This is a genomic window from Solidesulfovibrio sp. C21 (assembly GCF_047785625.1).
Lineage (GTDB): Bacteria > Desulfobacterota > Desulfovibrionia > Desulfovibrionales > Desulfovibrionaceae > Solidesulfovibrio.
Genome location: NZ_JBLODY010000016.1, coordinates 45,540 through 63,372 on the forward strand (window position 1 = coordinate 45,540; position 17,833 = coordinate 63,372).

Sequence of the window (17,833 nt, forward strand, 5' to 3'; positions counted from 1 at the left end):
GTAGCGCTGCCACTCCTGGATGGCAAGGGGAAATAGAGAAAATTTTCACGTATACGTTGTATATGGTGTTGCAATATGTAACGTATATGTCGACTGACTGCTCAGTCAGTGTTTCAGTAACGATGCTGCGCCGGGATATGGTAGAGTCGTAGCCGTCGCATGACGCTTGGTTATGCGGGATGGCAATTTGCCGACCCGCACGGGAACGACGGAAAAGCAAAGTAAAATCTTGTCTCGAAACTGCTCATGCACCGGTGCTGGCCGCTTACGAACGTTGGCCGGCGAAAAGGTTCATTACAAAAATCGCATGGAAAATCGGCCGACGCGGGACCGGGATTCGCCCGCCCGGTCCCGCGCCGTTGGGTTGGCCGCCGGCCTGGGGCGCTTAGGCGGCTTCCTGATGCTCTTTCAGGGCGGTAAGTTCCGCTTGGGGCGTCTGCGGCAGTCGGCGGGTGAGCCAGCCGGAACAACCGGCGCTGCAAAGTCCCCACAGGGAAATCCAGGACAGGCCGAAGAGCCAGAAGAAGGTGTAGCAAAGCGCCCACTGCCAGCCGAATATCCCGGGCCGCCGCCGATGGTAGACCACGGCCGGAACGACCGCCGCCAGGGCACAACTGGCCGCGGCGGCCTGCACCATGGCCAGGGGGGAAAGCAGGAAGCGCAACACCAGCGCCACCTTGAACGCTTCGGTCAGCGGCAGGAAGACAAGCTCCACCGTGCCGGCCAGACGCAGCCAGCCCGTGCCGGCGTCATTTCGGCCAAGCGGCCGGTAGAGATAGCGCGCCATGACCAGACTCTCGCGCACGTTGCTGCGGGCCCAGCGCAAAAGCATCCGGCACAGTCCCCGGTATTTTTCGGGCAGCGTGGTGAAAACCACGGCCTCGTGCTGGTAGACGACCCGGAAACCCTTGGCCAGCACGATGTTGGACAAGGCCCGGTCCTCGCCGATGTTGGCCGGCCGGCCGAGAAACGTCTGCCCGGCCCAGGCGGCAAGCTCCGGGGCCAGCACCGAGGCCCGGTAGGCGGCCAGCGCCCCGGGCGTGCATAAAACCCCGCCGTAGACGCTCTGGCCGCGCCGCAGGAAATCGAAGGACAGGGTAAAGGACACTTCCAGCATCTTGGGGATGGGACCGCAGGTCGCAAGGTTGAGCACACGGACGTTGCCGGCCACGGCGCCGACACTCGGCGAGGCGGCCAGGGGGGAGAGCAGGTGGCGCAGGGTGTCGGGCTTTATCTCCGAGTCCGAATCGATGGTGACGAAGGCCTCCTCGGTGGCGTTGGCAAAGCCCGTGAGCAAGGCGTGGCGCTTGCCGCCGTTTCGCGCCAGACGCACGAGCCGCACCCGGTCCGGAAATTGTGCCGCCGCCCGTTCCATCCACTGCCAGGTGTCGTCGCGGGAGCCGTCATCCACGCACAGGACCCGCATCTTGCCTTGCGGGTAGTCGCTGGCCATGACCGAGCGGATGGTGGCGAGGACCTGCGCCCCTTCGTTGTAGGCGGGAATGACGATGCGGACCGTGGGCAGGTCTGCGTCCGGGGCGGGCGGGAAGGCGTGGTAACGGCTGGCCAGCCACATGCGCCAGGCCAGAAGCAAGGCCGTCACCGGGGCCAGGGTCAGCCCCAGGTCGCCGTACAGCACCAGCAGATCGCTTTCGAGAAAGGCGGCCAGGAACTCCTGATCCCGCAACACGGCGCAGGCCGCCGTGCCGCCGGCGGTCACGGTGGTGAGGAGGGTCAGGCCATAGAGCCAGTCGATGACTGTAACACGCTTGAAAAATAAGTTTTTCATACGCTACGCAACAGGTTGCAGGGTGGGTGCGCCGGGTGGACGCGGGGAAATACAGTGTCCGTGTAGGGAGGAACGTGGGGAAAGTCGAATTACAGTTTGGATGGATTCTTTCAGGGGTGAAAGGCGAAGGAACGCTGGCGCTGTTGCCGCTGTGGGGCGGATGCCATAGGAAGTGGACATGGGCCCGGGCTTTCCCCTGGGAGGCCCCGAAGTTCCACCCGAAACGCCGAGGTGCGCCATGCCCGATACGGACAGTCCCGCTTCCCTGCTCGCGCTTTCCGACGCCTACTGGAAAACCAGCGCCCTGCACGCCGGGGCCATGCTCGACGTGTTTTCGGCCATCGGCGACGCGGTCCTGACCTCGCCCGAGATCGCCGCCGCCTGCGCCTGCGACCCCCGCGCCATGGGTATGCTCGTCAGAGCCCTGGCCGCCATGGGGCTGCTTGTCGGAAAGGACGGCCGCTACCGGCAGGCGGCGCAGGCCAGGACGTTTTTGGACAAGCGCTCCCCGCGCTACGTCGGCTCTATCATCCGCCACCACCACCGGATCATGGCCGCCTGGGCCGGGCTGCCCGAGTCCATCCGCACCGGCGGCCCCCAAACGCGGCCCATGGACGCGGCCCAGGCGGCCGGCGACCGCGAGGATTTCCTCATGGGCATGTTCAACCTGGCCATGGCCATCGCGCCGGGGCTTGCCGCCTCCATCGACCTGTCCGGCCGCAAGCGGCTGGTGGACGTGGGCGGCGGGCCGGGAACCTATGCCGTGCATTTCTGCCTAGCCCATCCCGGGGTGCGGGCGTCGGTGTTCGACCTGCCCACGTCGCAGGCGTTCGCGGACGGGGTGCGCCGGCGCTTCGGCGTGGCCGACCGGGTGGATTTCGTGCCCGGCGACTACCTGCGCGATCCCATCCCGGGCGGCTACGACGCGGCCTGGCTGTCCCAGATCTTTCATGCCGAGGACCGGGCGGGCTGCCTGACAATCCTTGAAAAGACGGTGGCCGCCCTCGAACCCGGCGGGCTGGTCCTGATCCACGAGTTCATGCTCGACGACGCGGGCGACGGACCGGAATTCGCCGCGCTTTTCGCGCTCAACATGCTGGTGCTCACGGAGCGCGGCCAGTCCTACGCCGTTGGTGAGATACGGGACATGATGGCCGAGGCGGGGCTTACGGATATTGGCTTGCTCGGTTTCACCGGCCCCAACGGCTCTCGGGTGCTGCGCGGGACCAAGGGCTGAGGCCCAGGCCCCTCCGCCCCGGCGCGCGTGGGCCTGTCCACCACGAAAGGCGCGGCCGGGCCGTGCGCGACGCGCCTTGACAACCGCCTTGTCGCCTGCCTAGACATGTGCATGGTTGCATATGTCAGGAGCGACAACGCTGGGGGGCCATCGGCCACCCTCGCCCGCTTGGGCCGCGATTTCGATTTGCTGCACAGCCTGGCCGCTGCCCAGGTCTTTTCCCACATGGCCCTGTCCATGCATTCCGTGGATCTGTCCTTCAGCCAGATCAATGCGCTTTTCCGCTTATACGGCCATGGGCCGCAACGCATCGCCGATCTGGCGGCGGGGGCCCATGTCAGCCAGTGCGCGGCCAGTCGGCTGGTGGAGCGGCTGGTCGCGGAAGGGCTGGTGGAAAAACAAACGAATCTTGAAAACCGACGCGAGAAACTGGTGCGCTTGAGCGCGGCGGGACTCGCCTATCTGCAGGATCTGCAACAAAAGACCGCGGCCGCCTACGAGAGCATTTTGCAAGCGCTGCCGCCGCCCCTGGCGCAACGCCTGTTGGACGTCCTCGAAGAAATCATCCCGCATTTGCCCCCGGCGCAACTCGTGTCCTGAGGCGCTGCGTCTGTCTTTCGCGGCTCGGGAGCGTTGCGCGGGGTTCTCTCTTCCCATGGAATTTTCGTGAGTACTTTATGCCTATAAAACAAAGCAGTTTTGCCTATAGCGTCATTTTGGCTGGTATCTCGGCCCTGCCGCCGCTTTCCATCGACATGAACCTTCCGGCCATACCCGATATCGAAGCGGCTTTTCACCTCGCAAAGGGGCAGGGATCGCTGACGTTCAGCCTTTTTTTGCTGGGATTCTCCATGGCGCCGCTGCTTGGCGGGCCCCTTGCCGATCGCTATGGCCGGCGGGCAACGCTCCTTGTCGCGCTTTTCGTGAACACCCTCGCGGCCTTTGGCTGCAGCCTGGCCGGGCTGTTTCATTTCCTGCTTTTTTCGCGTTTTCTCCAGGGCATTGCCTGCGGTGTGTGCGTGCTTCTTCCCCTGGCCATCGTGCGGGACACGTATAGCGGAGCCCTGGCCCGTAAAAAACTCTCCGTCATCGCCTTTGTGGGCGGTGTGGCCCCGCTGGTCGCGCCGATTCTGGGAAGCTGGGTTCTGGTCTTCCGGGGCTGGGCGGCCATTTACGGCGTACAGGCGGGACTTGGCCTGGTGCTTTTTTGCCTTGTGGCCTGGGGCATCGCCGAGACGCTGCCTGTGGACAAACGCAAGGCGCTCAACCTGCGCGGCATGGCGGCCGGCTACAAAGCCATTTTCACCAGCCCGCGCTTTCTGGCCTTTTCCCTGGCCCTGGCCTTTTGTTTCGGCTGCATGTTTTCCTATATCGCCGGTTCGCCGGGACTGATGATCGGCGAGCTGCATCTGTCGGAACAAGCCTATTCCCTGGCCTTTGCCCTGACTTCCTGCGGCGTTCTGGTGGGGGCCCTCGTCAGCGGCATATTGGGGCGCTGGGAATGGCATGCCAGCCGCATTATCGCCTTTTCCCTGACCTGCATGACCATTATCGTGGCCGCGATTTTTTGCGTGACCTGGCTTGGCCGCACCGCGTTGCCGCTGCTGTTGCCCCTGCTCTTTCTCGTTATGGGGTTTTCCGGGCTGATCATGCCAAACGCCATGGCCGAGGCTGTCGGGCCCTGGGGGCATATGGCCGGGGCCGCGTCCGGGGCCATAAACTCCCTGCAGATGCTCATCGGGGCCGGCGCGAGCGCCATGCCCACCCTGCTTGCCGGGTTTCTCCCGCCCGGGAAGGCCATGGGGGCGTCCATGCTGTGCGCCGTGCTTTTCGCCGCGGGGTGTTACGTGGTCCTGGGGCGCCGCGGCCGAAGCGCGGCGCTGTCAAGACCCTGAAGGGGGCATGGAGGTACTGCACCACCCTATGTGTTAGCGCATAGTTCCGGCAATCGGATCATGGGCGGCCTGCCTTCCTGGTGGAGGTGGGCCGCTTTTCGTTTTGCCGAGTAACTTGTTAGGAAAATTATGGAAATGATAGAGGGCTTAGGGCAAGGCTCTAGCAATCGCCAAGAAGGGAAATGCCCACCATACGTACTTAACTTTCAACAGCGTTCCAACAGCAAAGGCAATCCATCCCGCAACCACTAAAGCGTCGAGCTTCATCATAGCAGTTCCTCCTTTAGGTGCTTTATTTTCACCTTCGAGGCGACTGCTAGCGTTACCTTGCCCGCACTTCCGTGCCCTAAGACCTCTATCAAAAACTTAAATTGATACACGCTGGTTTTCTGTCAAGGGCTGGCTCCACCAAATTTCCTTTACCAGGGTTCTACCCTATGGGCAACGATGTCCCCGTTTGTCCCCCAAGAGCGATAACCCAGGCCGGGTGGGTTAGGACAAAAAAAAGTATGCTTTGATCCCGGGGCAGCCCGGAGTCCAAGGGCTGACTTCCGCAATCGTTACCCGCTTTCAGCCTCTCGAATTCTCAAATTGGGGGGCGATTGGGGGAAAATCCGGAAGAAAAAGAAAAGGGCGTCAGCCGATTTGGCCGACGCCCTGGATATTCTGGCTCCCCGGGACGGACTCGAACCGCCAACCTAGTGGTTAACAGCCACCCGCTCTGCCAATTGAGCTACCGGGGAACAGCGAAGCGAGGAAGCTGACTATTATGATCGGCGGCCCGCGTCAAGATTTTTTTGCGTCATCCGGGCAAAGACCGCGCGGGGTCCGTTCTTGACGGCGTCACGCATTTCTCGTAGCTAAATGCGCTTGCCCGCCAAATAGGCGGGGAAACGCCCTCAAGCAACGGAGAATCCCGTGGGCACTGACGCGCCACGCAAGAAAGAATACAAGCTCCCGGTCAAGTCCAAGCGGGTGGAAGACTTCCGGCCACTCCTCGAAAGCCTCGACGCCCGCGATGAACTCAACGAGGTCTTCAAAAACCGCATCTCCAAGGCCGTACAGCTGCTCGATGCGGATGTACCGCTGTACCCCAACGACTTCGAGAAGGGCGACGAGATCGGCGTCGTGGCCGCCGCCCACGAGCCCCTCGACGAGGCGGGACTCGCGGCCCAGGACCGGACGTTTCGTCTGGCCGGCCGCATCGTGGCCCTGCGCTCCTTCGGCAAGGTGGCGTTTTTCACCCTCCAGGACTCCTCGGGCCGGCTGCAGGTCTTTGCCGAGCGCGACACCCTGGGCACGGACGCCTATTCCACCTTCAAGAAGTTCGACATCGGCGACATCGTCGGCGTTGCGGGCAAGCTGTTTCGCACCAAGACCGGCGAACTGACCGTGCATGCCGCCGAGGTCAAGCTCCTCACCAAGTCCATGCGGCCGCTGCCCGAGAAGTACCATGGCCTCAAGGACGTGGAAACGCGCTACCGGCAGCGCTATGTGGACCTGATCGTCACGCCCAAGGCGGTGGAGATTTTCAAGGCCCGCACCAAGATCGTGCGCGAACTGCGCGCGTTCCTGGACACCGCCGGCTTCATGGAGGTCGAGACCCCCATGATGCAGGCCATTCCCGGCGGCGCCACGGCCAAGCCCTTTATCACGCACCACAATGCGCTCGACATGAGCCTTTACATGCGCATCGCCCCGGAGCTCTACCTCAAGCGCCTGCTCGTCGGCGGCTTCGAGAAGGTCTACGAGGTGGGGCGCAACTTCCGCAACGAGGGCGTCTCCACCCGCCACAACCCGGAATTCACCATGTGCGAGTTCTACTGGGCCTTTGCCCGGTACAACGACCTCATGGACCTGACCGAACGGCTTTTCGGCCACCTCGCCCGTTCCGTGACCGGCAGCGATACCGTGGAGTACCAGGGCCAGCCCATCCATCTCGGCCCGGGCTGGGCCAGGGTGCCCTTCCACGAGTCCCTGGCCACCATCGGCGGCATCGATCCGGCCGTCTATAACGACTTCGACGCGGCCAAGGCGCTGGTGGAAAAAAGCGGGGAAAAGGTCCTCAAGGGCGAAAAGCTGGGCAAGGTCCAGGCCAAACTCTTCGACATCTTCGTCGAGCCCAAGCTTATCGAGCCCCATTTCATCTATCATTATCCCACGGAAATTTCGCCGTTGTCGCGCCGCAACACCGAAGACCCGACCATCACCGACCGCTTCGAGCTTTTTATCGCCGGCCGGGAGATTGCCAACGCCTTTTCCGAGCTCAACGACCCCGTGGACCAGCGTCTGCGTTTCGAGGAGCAGGTCCGCGAAAAGGAAGCCGGCGACGACGAGGCCCACCGCATGGACGACGACTACGTACGGGCGCTGGAGTACGGCATGCCGCCGGCGGCGGGGGAAGGCATCGGTATCGACCGGCTGGTCATGCTGCTCACCGACCAGGCCTCCATCCGCGAGGTGATCCTGTTTCCGCTGCTGCGGCCCGAGGGCGCGCCGGGTTCATGAGTTTCGAATACTTCATCGCCAAACGCTACCTTTTGGCCCGCCAGAAGCAGGCCTTCATCTCCGTCATCTCGCTCATTTCCATCCTCGGGGTGGGGCTCGGGGTGGCGTCCCTGATCGTCGTGGTCGGGGTGATGAACGGCTTCTCCTCGGAGCTTCGCGACAAGATCCTCGGCATCAACGCCCACATGGTCGCGGCTGTTGCCGGCGGGGCGTTGCACCATTATCGCGACGACATGAAGAAGGTCGAGGCCGTGCCCGGTGTGCTCGGGGCCACGCCCTTCGTCTATACCGAGGTCATGCTGTCGAGCCCGCGCGGAGTCAAGGGCGTGGTGCTGCGCGGGGTGGACCCGGCCTCGGCCGGCAAGGTGCTGGCCCTGCCGGCCGAGATGGTGGCGGGCAAGCTGACCGATCTCGATACGCCGGGGCTTTTCCCGGGCATCATCGTGGGGCGCGAGCTGGCCGACCGCCTGGGCCTGTCGCTTGGCGACACCATCAATCTCATGTCGCCGGCGGGCAAGGAAAGCGCGGCCGGATTTTCGCCCAAGGTCAAGACGTTCACCATCCGGGGCTTATTCAAGACCGGCATGTACGAATACGACTCGACCCTGGCCTACGTCACCATCCCGGCCGCCCAGGAACTTTTGGGATTTAAGCACGACATTGCCACGGGCCTGGAGCTCAAGGTGGCCGACGTCGACGCGGTGACCCGGCTTGTCGGCAAGGTCCGCGACGCCATGGGCGGGCCGCCGGTCTACGTGCGCACCTGGATCGACATGAACGGCAATCTTTTCAAGGCGCTGCACCTGGAAAAGACGGCCATGTTCGTGATCCTGGTCATGATCGTGCTGGTGGGCTCGTTTTCCATCATCACGACCCTCGTCATGCTGGTCATGGAAAAGACCCGCGACATCGCCATCCTCATGTCCATGGGGGCCACGGCGAAAAATATCCGCAATATTTTCATGCTCCAGGGCACGATCATCGGCGTGGTGGGCACGGCGCTCGGCTACATCCTGGGACTCGGCGTGGCGTTATCCCTGGAAAAATACCAGTTCATCAAGATTCCGGGCGACGTCTATCCCATGGACCACTTGCCCGTGCGCCTGGACTGGCCGGACCTGACCGTCATCGGCGTCACGGCCCTGGCCCTGTGTTTTCTGGCCACCCTGTATCCGGCCCGGCAGGCCGCGCGCCTGGAACCGGCGGAGGCGTTGCGCCATGACTGATGCCGCCCCGCTGTACGAATTGATCCGGGTGCGAAAGGCCTATCAAGGGCCGGCCGAAGAGGTCGTGGTCCTGAAAAACCTGGATTTCACCATCCCGGCCGGCGATTCCATGGCCATTCTCGGCGCGTCGGGGTCGGGCAAGTCCACGCTGCTGCACCTGCTCGGGGCCCTGGATCGGCCCACTTCCGGCGAGGTCCGGTTTCGCGGGCGGGACCTGGCCGCGCTGACGCCTGCGCAGGCGGCCCGCGTGCGCAACCGGGAAATCGGATTTGTCTTTCAATTTCATCATCTGCTTCCGGAATTTTCGACCCTGGAAAACGTGGCCATGCCGGCGCTTATCGCAGGCGTCGCGCGGCGCGAAGCTTTTGACAGGGCCAAGGCATCTTTATCGCTCGTGGGACTTGATGAAAGGGCCGGACACAGGGTAACAACGCTTTCCGGGGGAGAGAGACAGAGGGCGGCCATCGCCCGTGCTGTCCTGCTACGGCCAGGCGTTCTTCTGGCCGACGAACCCACCGGCAACCTGGACGAAGCCACAGGCGCCAAGGTGGGCGAGGTTCTCGCCCGCTTAAACGCCGAGCTTGGCATGACATTGGTTGTGGTCACGCACAACCATAACCTGGCCGCCATCATGGGCCGGAGACTGGAGCTGCAGGGTGGAGAACTCTATGCGAGCAATGAAACGTATCGGTCTTAAGGGGCTCATCCTTGCGGCCTGCCTGGTGGCGTTGGCTGTGGGGCAGGCCCTGGCCCAGTCCGGAAAGGTGCTGGTGCTGCCCTTTGAGATCAACGCGGCCGACGCCCTGCAGTCCGTTCAAAAGAGCCTTCCCCGTATTTTGATCGACAAGCTCAAGGCCGATGGCGTCGCCGCCGTGGCCGAGGGCGCGACCCCGGCCAACGACGCGGCCGCCGCCCGTCGCCAGGCCGCCTCGGCCAAGGCCGAGTATGTGGTCTACGGCAGCATGTCCAAGGTGGGCGAGGCGATTAGCCTCGACGCCCGCGTGGCCAAGGTCTCCGGCGGCGCTCCGGCCACGGTCTTCGCCACGGCCAAGAACCTCATGGGCCTCGATGCCGCCGCGGCCGATCTGGCCCAGAAGATCAAAAACCAAGTCTCGGCCGTGGGCTCCACGGACCGCATTGTCGAGGTGGATGTCGAAGGCAACTCCATCCTCGACAAGGAAGTGGTCCTTTTAAAGATCAAAAGCCAGGTCAACCAGAATTACGACCCCAAGGCCGTCAACGAGGACATCAAAAAGCTCTTCGACATGGGCTATTTCGATGACGTCCAGGTGCGCCTGGACAATGTCCCGGGCGGCAAGAAGCTGACCTTCGTGGTCAAGGAAAAACCGCGCATCCAGGCCATCGGCGTCACCGGCAACGGCGACGTGAAAAAGGACGACATCCTGGAGGTCATGAGCACCAAGGCCGGCGGCGTCCTCAACCTCAAGGTGCTGGCCGACGACCTGGGCAAGATCCGCGAGCTCTACAGCAAGAAGGGCTACTACAAGACCGAGGTCACCTACGAGCTGGAGCAGACCGATCCCCGGGTGGCCCGCCTCAATATCATCGTCAAGGAGCCCAAGAAGCTCTACATCAAGGAAGTCAAGATCGAAGGCGCCAAGCAGATCGATCCCAGCGACCTGAAAGCCGAACTGGCCACCTCCACCCGCCATTTCTGGTCCTGGATCACCGGGTCGGGCGTGCTCAAGGAAGAGATGCTCGAGCGCGACGCCGCCGCCCTTGAAGCCTACTATGCCAACCGGGGCTTCGTGGACGCCAAGGTGGGCCAGCCCGAAGTGGTGTACGGCGACGACGGCATCACCGTCATCTTCCGGGTGGAAGAGGGCGATCGCTACAAGGTCGGCAAGGTGTCCTTCTCCGGCGATCTGCTCTACGACGAGCCCAAGCTCATGGACCGCATCAAGCTCGACGAGCTTTCGTCCAAAGGCGAGTACTTCAACCGTTCGGTGGTGCGCGACGACCTGAACGCCCTGGCCGAGCTCTACGCCGACGACGGTTACGCTTTCGCCGAAGCCGATGTGGACATGCAAAAGCATGCCGACACCAAAATCATCGACATCGTCTACGTGGTCAACAAGGGCCGCAAGGTCTACGTGCGCCGCGTTTCCATCGAGGGCAACGAAAAGACCCGCGACAATGTGGTCCGCCGCGAGGTCAAGCTCGCCGACGGCGACCTCTTCTCCGGCTCCAAGCTGCGGCGTTCCAACGAGCGCCTGGACAAGCTCGAGTACTTTGAGAAGGTCGACATCGAGACCGTTCCCACCGACAATCCGAACGAAGTGGACATCAAGGTCAAGGTCAAGGACAAGAACACCGGTTCGATCAGCCTCGGTGCCGGTTACTCCACTTCGGACAGCGTGTTCTTCGGCGGTTCGGTCGAGGAGAAAAACCTCTTCGGCAAGGGCTACCACGCCAAGTTCCAGGGCATGTTCAGCGGCAAGTCCAGCCGGGGTGTCCTGTCCTTCACCAATCCGCGGCTCTACGACTCCAACCTGGCCGTGGGCGCGGACGTCTACGAAGTCTACCGCGCGTACGACGACTTCAAGAAGACCACCACCGGCGGCAAGCTCCGCTTTGCCTATCCCCTTGGCGAATACACCGTGCTGTCCTGGGATTATCGCCTGGACCACTACCACATCTACCATCTCAACTGGAACTCCTCGAGCGTGATCCAGCAGTCGGCCGGCTGGCACTGGTCGAGTTCGGTCTATGCCGAAGTCGACCGCGACACCGTGGACAGCGCCACCAAGCCGACCAAGGGCACCAAGAACACCTTGTCCCTGGAATACGCCGGCGGCGCGGTGGGTGGCGACGACGCCTTCGTCAAGCCCATGTTCACCTCGAACTTCTTCCAGCCGTTGCCCCTTGACCTCGTCTTCCACTGGCGCGGTCAGGCCGGCGTGCTGTTCCCCAACTCCGGCGGCGACATCCCGGTCTACGAGCGCTTCTACCTCGGCGGCATCAACAACGTGCGTGGTTACGAGCTCGACAAGATCTCGCCCAAGGATCCCTGGACCCATGAGCGTATCGGCGGCAAGGCGGAGTTTTTCACCAACTTTGAAACCATCTTCCCCATCAGCAAATCCAACGGCCTGCTCGGTGTCGTCTTCTTCGACGCCGGTAATTCCTGGCGCAATTACGACGATGTCGATTTCGACTTCTACAAGAGCGTTGGCGCGGGCATCCGTTGGTACTCGCCGTTGGGTCTCATCCGGGTGGAATACGGCTACGGCCTCGATGCCGAGAAACATAACCTGCAACCGTCGCAGGTCGGCTTCTCCATGGGGCAGACCTTCTAAGAAAACTGACCACGATATCGTCTGCGCATAACGACGGGAAGGCGACGTATCAGGCCGCGTTGGGCCACACCCGCAACAGGGCTAACGAACCGGGGGGCAACAGCCCCCCGAAACACACGGAACGAGCAAGGAGTCGAGTAATGGGCGGTATGTTACGGGTTTTGATCATTTTGGCCATTCTGGTCGTGCCGGTGACGGCGTTTGCCCAGGGCAAGATCGGCATCATCAACCTCGATGACGCCCTGTCCAATTCCAGCGTCGGCAAGTCGGCCCTGTCCGGGCTCAAATCGCGGTTCGAATCCCGGGAGAAGGTCATTGCCGCCCAGGGCGAGGACCTCAAGAAGATGCAGAACGAACTGCAGAAAAAGAGCGTTGCCCTGTCCCAGGACGCCATGAAGAGCAAGGCGGCCGATTTCGAGGCCAAGGCCCGCAAGTACCTCGATGACCGCAACAAGCTCCAGCAGGAAGAGCAGCAGGCCCAGCAGGGCGTGTTGCAGCCGCTTTTAAACCGCCTGCAGAAGGTTGTCGCCGCGTACGCTGCGAAAAACGGCTACACCATCATCCTCGAAGCCCGCAGCGTTCCGTATTATGATCCCAAGATGGACGTGACGTCCCAGATTCGAGCCCAGTTCGACAGCAGCAAATAAAGTCCGTCACGCTGTGGACGGTCAAGGGGCCGAAGCGCCAGCGCTTCGGCCCTTTTCATACCTCAAGGAGAGAAGGGCGCCATGACGGCCACCCCCGGCGGCGCGATCGCCGTTACCGAGATCTTCGATCTGTTGCCCCACCGTTACCCGTTTCTTCTGGTCGACCGCGTGCTCGAATACGATCCCGGGGTTTCCATTACGGCCATCAAGAACGTGACCATAAACGAGCCGTTTTTCCAGGGACATTTTCCGGGCGTGCCGGTCATGCCGGGCATGCTGATCCTGGAAGCCCTGGCCCAGGCGGGCGGGATTCTGGTGTCCAAGACCCTGGAAGGACCGCTCGGGGACCGCATCTTCATGTTCACGGGCGTGGAAAAAGCCAAGTTCCGCCGGCCGGTGACGCCGGGGGACCAGGTCGTGCTGCGCTGCTTCGACTTGAAGCGCCGGATGGCGCTTTGCCGGATGCGCGCCGAGGCGACCGTGGATGGCAAGATCGCGGCCGAGGCGGAGCTGACCGCCGCCGTGGTGGATAAAGCCACGCTGTAATCGGCGCGTCTTGCCGCCGGCCGGCGATCTCAGTCCCCGCCGGTTGCTGCCGGGACCGTTTCCTGATCAAGGTATTCCGACAGATCCACATGGCCGCTTAAGCATTCGCAATCACGCTCGATCGTGTCGATGTGGCGTTCGAGCAGTTCCACCAGCCGTGTGTCGATGCGCCCGGCCCGGGCTTCGGCCCACAGGATGGCCAGGGCTTTTTCACGGGGCAGGGCCGGCTTGTAGTGCCGGGCCATGGTGATGGCGTCGTAGATGTCCACGATGGCGATGATGCGGCTTTGCAACAGGATCTCCCCGCCCTTGAGCCCGCCGGGATAGCCCGAGCCGTCCAGGCGTTCGTGGTGCTGGGAGATGATGGACAAGAGCCGCCCCATGTTCCCGGGAAAGGGGATGTGGCTCAGGATCCGGTGGGACTCGGCCGGATGGCGCTCGATTTCCCGGCGTTCCTCGGGGGTGAGGTTGCCCCTGGGGATGAGCAGGCAGGCGATTTCCCGCTCCGTTAAAAGCTCCAGTCGCGTCTTGCCCACGGTGACGCTCCTGGCGCCCACGGCCGCGACCAGGGCCGCGTCCTCGCGGGAGATGCCGTCGGCCGCGTTGATGCGCGAAAGCGCTTCGAATTCCGCCTCGTTGTCCCGGCCGGTAACGAGCGCCTCCAGGGCCAGGCGCTGGCCGATGACCGCCATGGTTCCGGCTGAAAGGCGCGTGGCCTTGGTCAACACTTCCTCGCGAATACCGATCTTGCCGACGTCGTGCAGCAGCCCGGCATAGAGCAGTTCTTCCAGATCGCTTGGGGTGTACGTCACTTCGGCGAAAAATTCCGTATCGTGATGGACGGCTTTGGCCAAAGCAACACCGAGGCGCGCCACGCGCTGGGAGTGGCCGGCGGTAAAGGGATCGCGGGCGTCGATGGCCGTGGCCAGGGCCTGCATCAGGGAATTTATAAGCGCCTGGACCGCATCGAAATGCAGGGCGTTGCCCAGGGCGATGCCGGCCACGGTGGCCAGCGTCCCGACGTATTGGAGGTGGCTGGCCTCGAAGCGCACGCCCGGGGTGCCGGCCAGGGCCAGCATGCCCACGCACCGGCTGGATGCGACCAGCGGACAAAGGAGCAGGGAGGGCAGGTCCGCTTCGTCGTGCCAGCGCCTGTCGCTGCCGAGCTCGTTGACGATTTCCCCTTTCTGGCTGCGGGCGATGTCCCAAAAAAGCGTCGAGTCGGCGATGGCCGCCAGACGCGTGGCGGTAACGTTGCCAAAGGAGCAGACGGGGATAAAGATGTCCGAGGAGGGCGGCTGCAAAAACACCATGCCGGACAGGGCCGGCAGTTCGCCAAAGCGGCACTCGTCGAGCAGGGCCTGGGCCACGTCACGGGGACGCAGCGAGCCATTGAGGCCGAGGGTGGCCCGGTGCAGCAGGGAAATTTCGCGGTACTTGCCGAGGGTTTCGGCGGCCAGACTGCGTTTGACGGCCTCGCCGACAAGCAGGGTTTCCAGCGTTTCGGCGATAAAGCGGATGAGTTCGGGCAGGCGGGCGATTTCCGGGGGGCTTGGCGGGGCCTCCACCGGCGGGGTGACGACAAGATAGCCGATGGGCTCTTGCTCGATGCGCAGCGCTTGGCAGTAGGCAAAATCGGCTGTTTCTGGCGCGTTTTCGCAGAGCGTCACCTGCCAGCCGGGGCCAAGCAGCAGCGCTGCCCGGTTAAGCACCGGACCCAATGTCTTTTTTTTGAGCAGCCGGCGCAGCGTGATCATGGACAGGCCGTATCAGCAGGCGTCGAGATGCAGCAGTTCCTTGGCCACGCGCAGGACCTCGTCGGGATCGAAGGGCTTGGTCATGTAACGGCTTGCGCCCAGTTCCATGCCCTGGCGGCGGTCGACTTCCTGTCCCTTGGCCGTGAGCAGCACGATGCCGATGTCGGTGATGGCGGGGTCTTCCTTGACGCGTTGGCAGACCTCGTAGCCGTTGAGCTTGGGCATCATGATGTCCAGGAAGACCACGTCGGGCTTTTCGGATTGGATGACGGCAAGTCCTTCCTCGCCGTTCTGGGCGGAAAGGATCTCAACGCCGCACTCCTCCTCCAGCTCTTCAAGCGTCTGCTCGAGGAGCATACGAATATGCACCTCATCATCGACAATGAGAATCTTGCCGGGCATGAGGACTCCTTTGCATAGCGCCAACCAATTTGAATAGTAGTAAAAGCCAACGAACTTGGCAAGGCGTGGCCAACCGGGACTTGGTGGAAAAGGCGTAAAAAGCGGGTCAATACGCCACGGTCGCGACCTACCGCCAACCAAGTACGTCAAAAAATACCAAAAAAACTAGCGAGAAACTGGCGACAACGTGGTGCCGGAGCGGCGCATGGGAAAAAGAAAAAAGAGCAAGCGGCAGCGCCGCAAGCGGTCGCGGCATCGCAACGACCGGCAAGGGCGTCGGCATCAATGATGGGAGCAGGAGCCGCCGCAGGAGCCACCGGCTTCGGTGAAATCCAGGCTGGAGCGGATCTGGAAACCCTGCTCGTCGCAGTCGACGGTCAACGGCGCGGCTTGCAGCCACAACTGCCGGTTCACCACGAATTGCCAGCCCTCCACCGTGAAGGTGGCGTCGTCGCCGGTCGGCGCGTCCAGGGACAACTCCAACCGGGGACCGCTTTCACTCAGGAAGGAGAGGAACACGCGCAGGCAAGGCGGTCGGTTGTCGCTGAAATTGAGGGATAAGGCGGAAAGGGCGGCATCGGTCACGGCGAAGGCGGCACTGTCGGCTGTTTCCATGGCGGCGATACTAGCGGGGCCGGTCCGGGGGTGTCAACCGACGCCGCGTCGGGCAAAAAAAAGGGCCGGCAGGACCGGCCCTTCGGGAATGCGTTGTGGCAAGGCCAAGGCTAGCTGCAGCAGGAACCGCCGCTGCCGCAGGAACCGCCGCCGCAGGAACCGCCGCCGCAGGAACCGCCGCCGAGCTGCAGGCTCGAGGAGACGGAAAATCCGTAGTCGGTCATGTCCACGGTGATGGGGCTGGCCAGGGCCATCAGTTCCTTTTCCACGACGAAGGTGTAGCCGCTCAAGTCGAAAACGTCATCGTTTTCGCGGGCTTCGTCCAGGGCAAGGGTCAGGGAAGGACCGCAGCAGCTTCCCTTGTTGAGGTACACGCGAATAGGGGACTTTTGCTTGTCCGCGAAGTAATTGTCGAGTTCGGCGCGTGCCGTATCCGTCAAAGAAACCATGCGAACCTCCAGGACGCGAGATTTCAAAGGGGTAATCACCGGAGATGGGATTGTCAAATAAGCCTGGTCAATGGGACAAGGGCCCAGGCTCCGGTGATTTCCTATGGATCTCCCGTCCGGGAAATCAGCCGCCCGTGGAGCAGGAGCCGCCCGAGCACGAGGAGCCGCAACCGCCGCCGCCCCCGACTTCCAGGCGCGAGGTGACCGCGAACCCCATGTAGGTCATGTCGACCGAAAACGGGGCGCCTTTTTCCACCAGGTCCTTTTCAATGACAAACGTATAACCGGAAACCTCGGTGACCTCATCCGTATCGCGCGGCTCATCCAGAGCCAGCGCAAGCCTTGGGCCGCTTCAACCGCCCGAGGAAAGATAAATGCGGATGGGACTTTTTTCTTTTTCCGCAAAATACCCATCAAGCTGGGTTTTTGCGCTTTCCGTCAATTCGACCATGGAATCCTCCTGGGAAAATACGCGTTCAATGCAACTAAGCATGAGCGATCGGAAAGTCAAATAGCAAGCTTTTGCCTCGATCCGAGGCCTCTGGCCGGCTCCTCCGATGGGGCGACACAACAAGCTGGAATCATGAGGGGATGTTAACGCATTTTTCGAGCCGCACGGGGGCCACGGGACACCCGTTGCGGCCTGACGATCGCTCCTGCGATTGCCAGCGGCGGGCCCGTGGGGTATTTTCCGGAAAAGGGTGGAGGGACGCCGTGACGAAACCGAAAAAGCTGATGACCGCCGGCGAGGTGCGACGCACTTTGGAACGGCTGGCCTTCGAAATCATCGAGCACCACGATCCCGGTTGCGGGCTGGCCCTCATCGGCATCCAGCGCCGTGGGGCGGAACTGGCCACGCGGCTCAAGGCGCTTATCGACGCCCGGGCCGGTTGTGACGTGCCCCTCGGCAAGCTCGACATCAATTTGTACCGCGACGATTGGACCAACAGCGAGGTCCAGCCGCAGGTCGGGCCGTCGCACATCCCGTTTTCCCTGGCCGAGAAAAACGTGGTGCTCATCGACGACGTGCTTTTTTCCGGCCGCACCATCCGGGCCGCCCTGGAGGCGCTGCTCGACTACGGCCGGCCCAACCGGGTGGAGTTGCTCGTGCTCATCGACCGCCGGGGTCACCGCGAACTGCCCATCCAGGCCGACTACTTCGGCAAGCGCGTGCATACCGAACCCGGCGAACACGTGGACGTGGCCGTGGCTGAACTCGACGGCGAAGACGGCGTTATGCTCGTCGGATAAGCAGAAAGAATTTTTGGAGAAGAGGGTGCGAGAGGGGAAAACCTTTAAAAAGGGTTCTCCCCTCTCGCGCTCTCCCCTTCCTAAAATTTCTATCGTAACAGATGCTGTACGGATAACAACCTGTTACTATTGGAAGTCTTTGGAAGGGGGGGCCGGGGGGGAAAATTTGTTAAGAAAAATTTAACCCCCCG

At 62.5% G+C, this 17,833-nt stretch carries 17 protein-coding genes and 1 tRNA gene; 10 read left to right on the top strand and 8 right to left on the bottom strand.

Annotation, left to right across the window (positions count from 1 at the left end; genetic code table 11):
* Positions 1-385: 385 nt before the first annotated feature.
* Positions 386-1,789, bottom strand: a complete 1,404-nt coding sequence (locus tag ACMZ6R_RS07350) for a glycosyltransferase family 2 protein (protein ID WP_416110267.1) — start codon at positions 1,787-1,789, stop codon at positions 386-388.
* 238 nt (positions 1,790-2,027) lie between these two features.
* On the opposite strand from ACMZ6R_RS07350, the gene ACMZ6R_RS07355 reads away from it, so the two are divergent.
* The 3 genes from ACMZ6R_RS07355 (at position 2,028) to ACMZ6R_RS07365 (ending at position 4,921) form a co-directional block, all read left to right on the top strand.
* A complete protein-coding gene (locus ACMZ6R_RS07355; RefSeq protein WP_416110268.1) occupies positions 2,028-3,026 on the top strand; it encodes a methyltransferase in 999 nt (332 codons plus the stop codon).
* A 111-nt stretch (positions 3,027-3,137) separates the two neighbouring features.
* Positions 3,138-3,626, top strand: a complete 489-nt coding sequence (locus ACMZ6R_RS07360; RefSeq protein WP_416110269.1) for a MarR family winged helix-turn-helix transcriptional regulator — start codon at positions 3,138-3,140, stop codon at positions 3,624-3,626.
* A 77-nt stretch (positions 3,627-3,703) separates the two neighbouring features.
* A complete protein-coding gene (locus ACMZ6R_RS07365) occupies positions 3,704-4,921 on the top strand; it encodes a multidrug effflux MFS transporter (protein ID WP_416110270.1) in 1,218 nt (405 codons plus the stop codon).
* Positions 4,922-5,068: 147 nt separating this feature from the next.
* On the opposite strand, the gene ACMZ6R_RS07370 is transcribed toward ACMZ6R_RS07365, so the two are convergent.
* Positions 5,069-5,191 carry a hypothetical protein gene (locus tag ACMZ6R_RS07370; protein ID WP_416110271.1) on the bottom strand — a complete coding sequence of 41 codons (123 nt, stop codon included), beginning with the start codon at positions 5,189-5,191 and terminating at the stop codon, positions 5,069-5,071.
* Between the two features lie 397 nt (positions 5,192-5,588).
* Positions 5,589-5,664: transfer RNA gene (locus tag ACMZ6R_RS07375), tRNA-Asn, on the bottom strand.
* Positions 5,665-5,839: 175 nt separating this feature from the next.
* On the opposite strand from ACMZ6R_RS07375, the gene lysS reads away from it, so the two are divergent.
* The 6 genes from lysS to fabZ all read left to right on the top strand — a co-directional run bounded on the left by lysS (position 5,840) and on the right by fabZ (position 13,168).
* A complete protein-coding gene (gene lysS, locus ACMZ6R_RS07380) occupies positions 5,840-7,429 on the top strand; it encodes a lysine--tRNA ligase (RefSeq protein ID WP_416110272.1) in 1,590 nt (529 codons plus the stop codon).
* Positions 7,426-8,655 carry a lipoprotein-releasing ABC transporter permease subunit gene (locus ACMZ6R_RS07385; RefSeq protein ID WP_416110273.1) on the top strand — a complete coding sequence of 410 codons (1,230 nt, stop codon included), beginning with the start codon at positions 7,426-7,428 and terminating at the stop codon, positions 8,653-8,655. The genes lysS and ACMZ6R_RS07385 overlap by 4 nt, the downstream gene beginning before the upstream one ends.
* Positions 8,648-9,352, top strand: coding sequence for an ABC transporter ATP-binding protein (locus ACMZ6R_RS07390; protein ID WP_416110274.1), 705 nt, complete (start codon positions 8,648-8,650; stop codon positions 9,350-9,352). Before ACMZ6R_RS07385 ends, ACMZ6R_RS07390 begins: the two co-directional genes overlap by 8 nt.
* Positions 9,324-11,975: an outer membrane protein assembly factor BamA gene (gene bamA / locus ACMZ6R_RS07395; protein ID WP_416110275.1), complete on the top strand. Its 2,652-nt coding sequence runs from the start codon at positions 9,324-9,326 to the stop codon at positions 11,973-11,975. The genes ACMZ6R_RS07390 and bamA overlap by 29 nt, the downstream gene beginning before the upstream one ends.
* A 140-nt stretch (positions 11,976-12,115) precedes the next feature.
* Positions 12,116-12,622, top strand: coding sequence for an OmpH family outer membrane protein (locus ACMZ6R_RS07400; protein WP_416110276.1), 507 nt, complete (start codon positions 12,116-12,118; stop codon positions 12,620-12,622).
* Between the two features lie 81 nt (positions 12,623-12,703).
* The gene (gene fabZ, locus ACMZ6R_RS07405; protein WP_416110277.1) at positions 12,704-13,168 is read left to right on the top strand and encodes a 3-hydroxyacyl-ACP dehydratase FabZ; all 465 of its coding nucleotides are present in this window, start codon (positions 12,704-12,706) and stop codon (positions 13,166-13,168) included.
* Between the two features lie 29 nt (positions 13,169-13,197).
* On the opposite strand, the gene ACMZ6R_RS07410 is transcribed toward fabZ, so the two are convergent.
* From ACMZ6R_RS07410 to ACMZ6R_RS07430, 5 genes are all read right to left on the bottom strand, one after another.
* Complete coding sequence (locus ACMZ6R_RS07410; RefSeq protein ID WP_416110278.1) at positions 13,198-14,925, bottom strand: HD domain-containing phosphohydrolase; 1,728 nt, start codon at positions 14,923-14,925, stop codon at positions 13,198-13,200.
* A 12-nt stretch (positions 14,926-14,937) separates the two neighbouring features.
* Positions 14,938-15,327 (bottom strand): response regulator transcription factor, encoded by a 390-nt coding sequence (locus ACMZ6R_RS07415; RefSeq protein WP_416110279.1) that lies wholly within the window; start codon positions 15,325-15,327, stop codon positions 14,938-14,940.
* A 282-nt stretch (positions 15,328-15,609) separates the two neighbouring features.
* Positions 15,610-15,942, bottom strand: a complete 333-nt coding sequence (locus ACMZ6R_RS07420) for a hypothetical protein (RefSeq protein WP_416110280.1) — start codon at positions 15,940-15,942, stop codon at positions 15,610-15,612.
* Positions 15,943-16,052: 110 nt separating this feature from the next.
* Complete coding sequence (locus ACMZ6R_RS07425; RefSeq protein WP_416110281.1) at positions 16,053-16,391, bottom strand: IscA/HesB family protein; 339 nt, start codon at positions 16,389-16,391, stop codon at positions 16,053-16,055.
* A 124-nt stretch (positions 16,392-16,515) separates the two neighbouring features.
* Positions 16,516-16,842, bottom strand: coding sequence for an IscA/HesB family protein (locus tag ACMZ6R_RS07430; protein ID WP_416110282.1), 327 nt, complete (start codon positions 16,840-16,842; stop codon positions 16,516-16,518).
* 263 nt (positions 16,843-17,105) lie between these two features.
* Between ACMZ6R_RS07430 and pyrR the strand changes: the two genes are divergently transcribed.
* A complete protein-coding gene (pyrR, locus tag ACMZ6R_RS07435) occupies positions 17,106-17,642 on the top strand; it encodes a bifunctional pyr operon transcriptional regulator/uracil phosphoribosyltransferase PyrR (RefSeq protein ID WP_416110283.1) in 537 nt (178 codons plus the stop codon).
* Positions 17,643-17,833 lie beyond the last annotated feature (191 nt).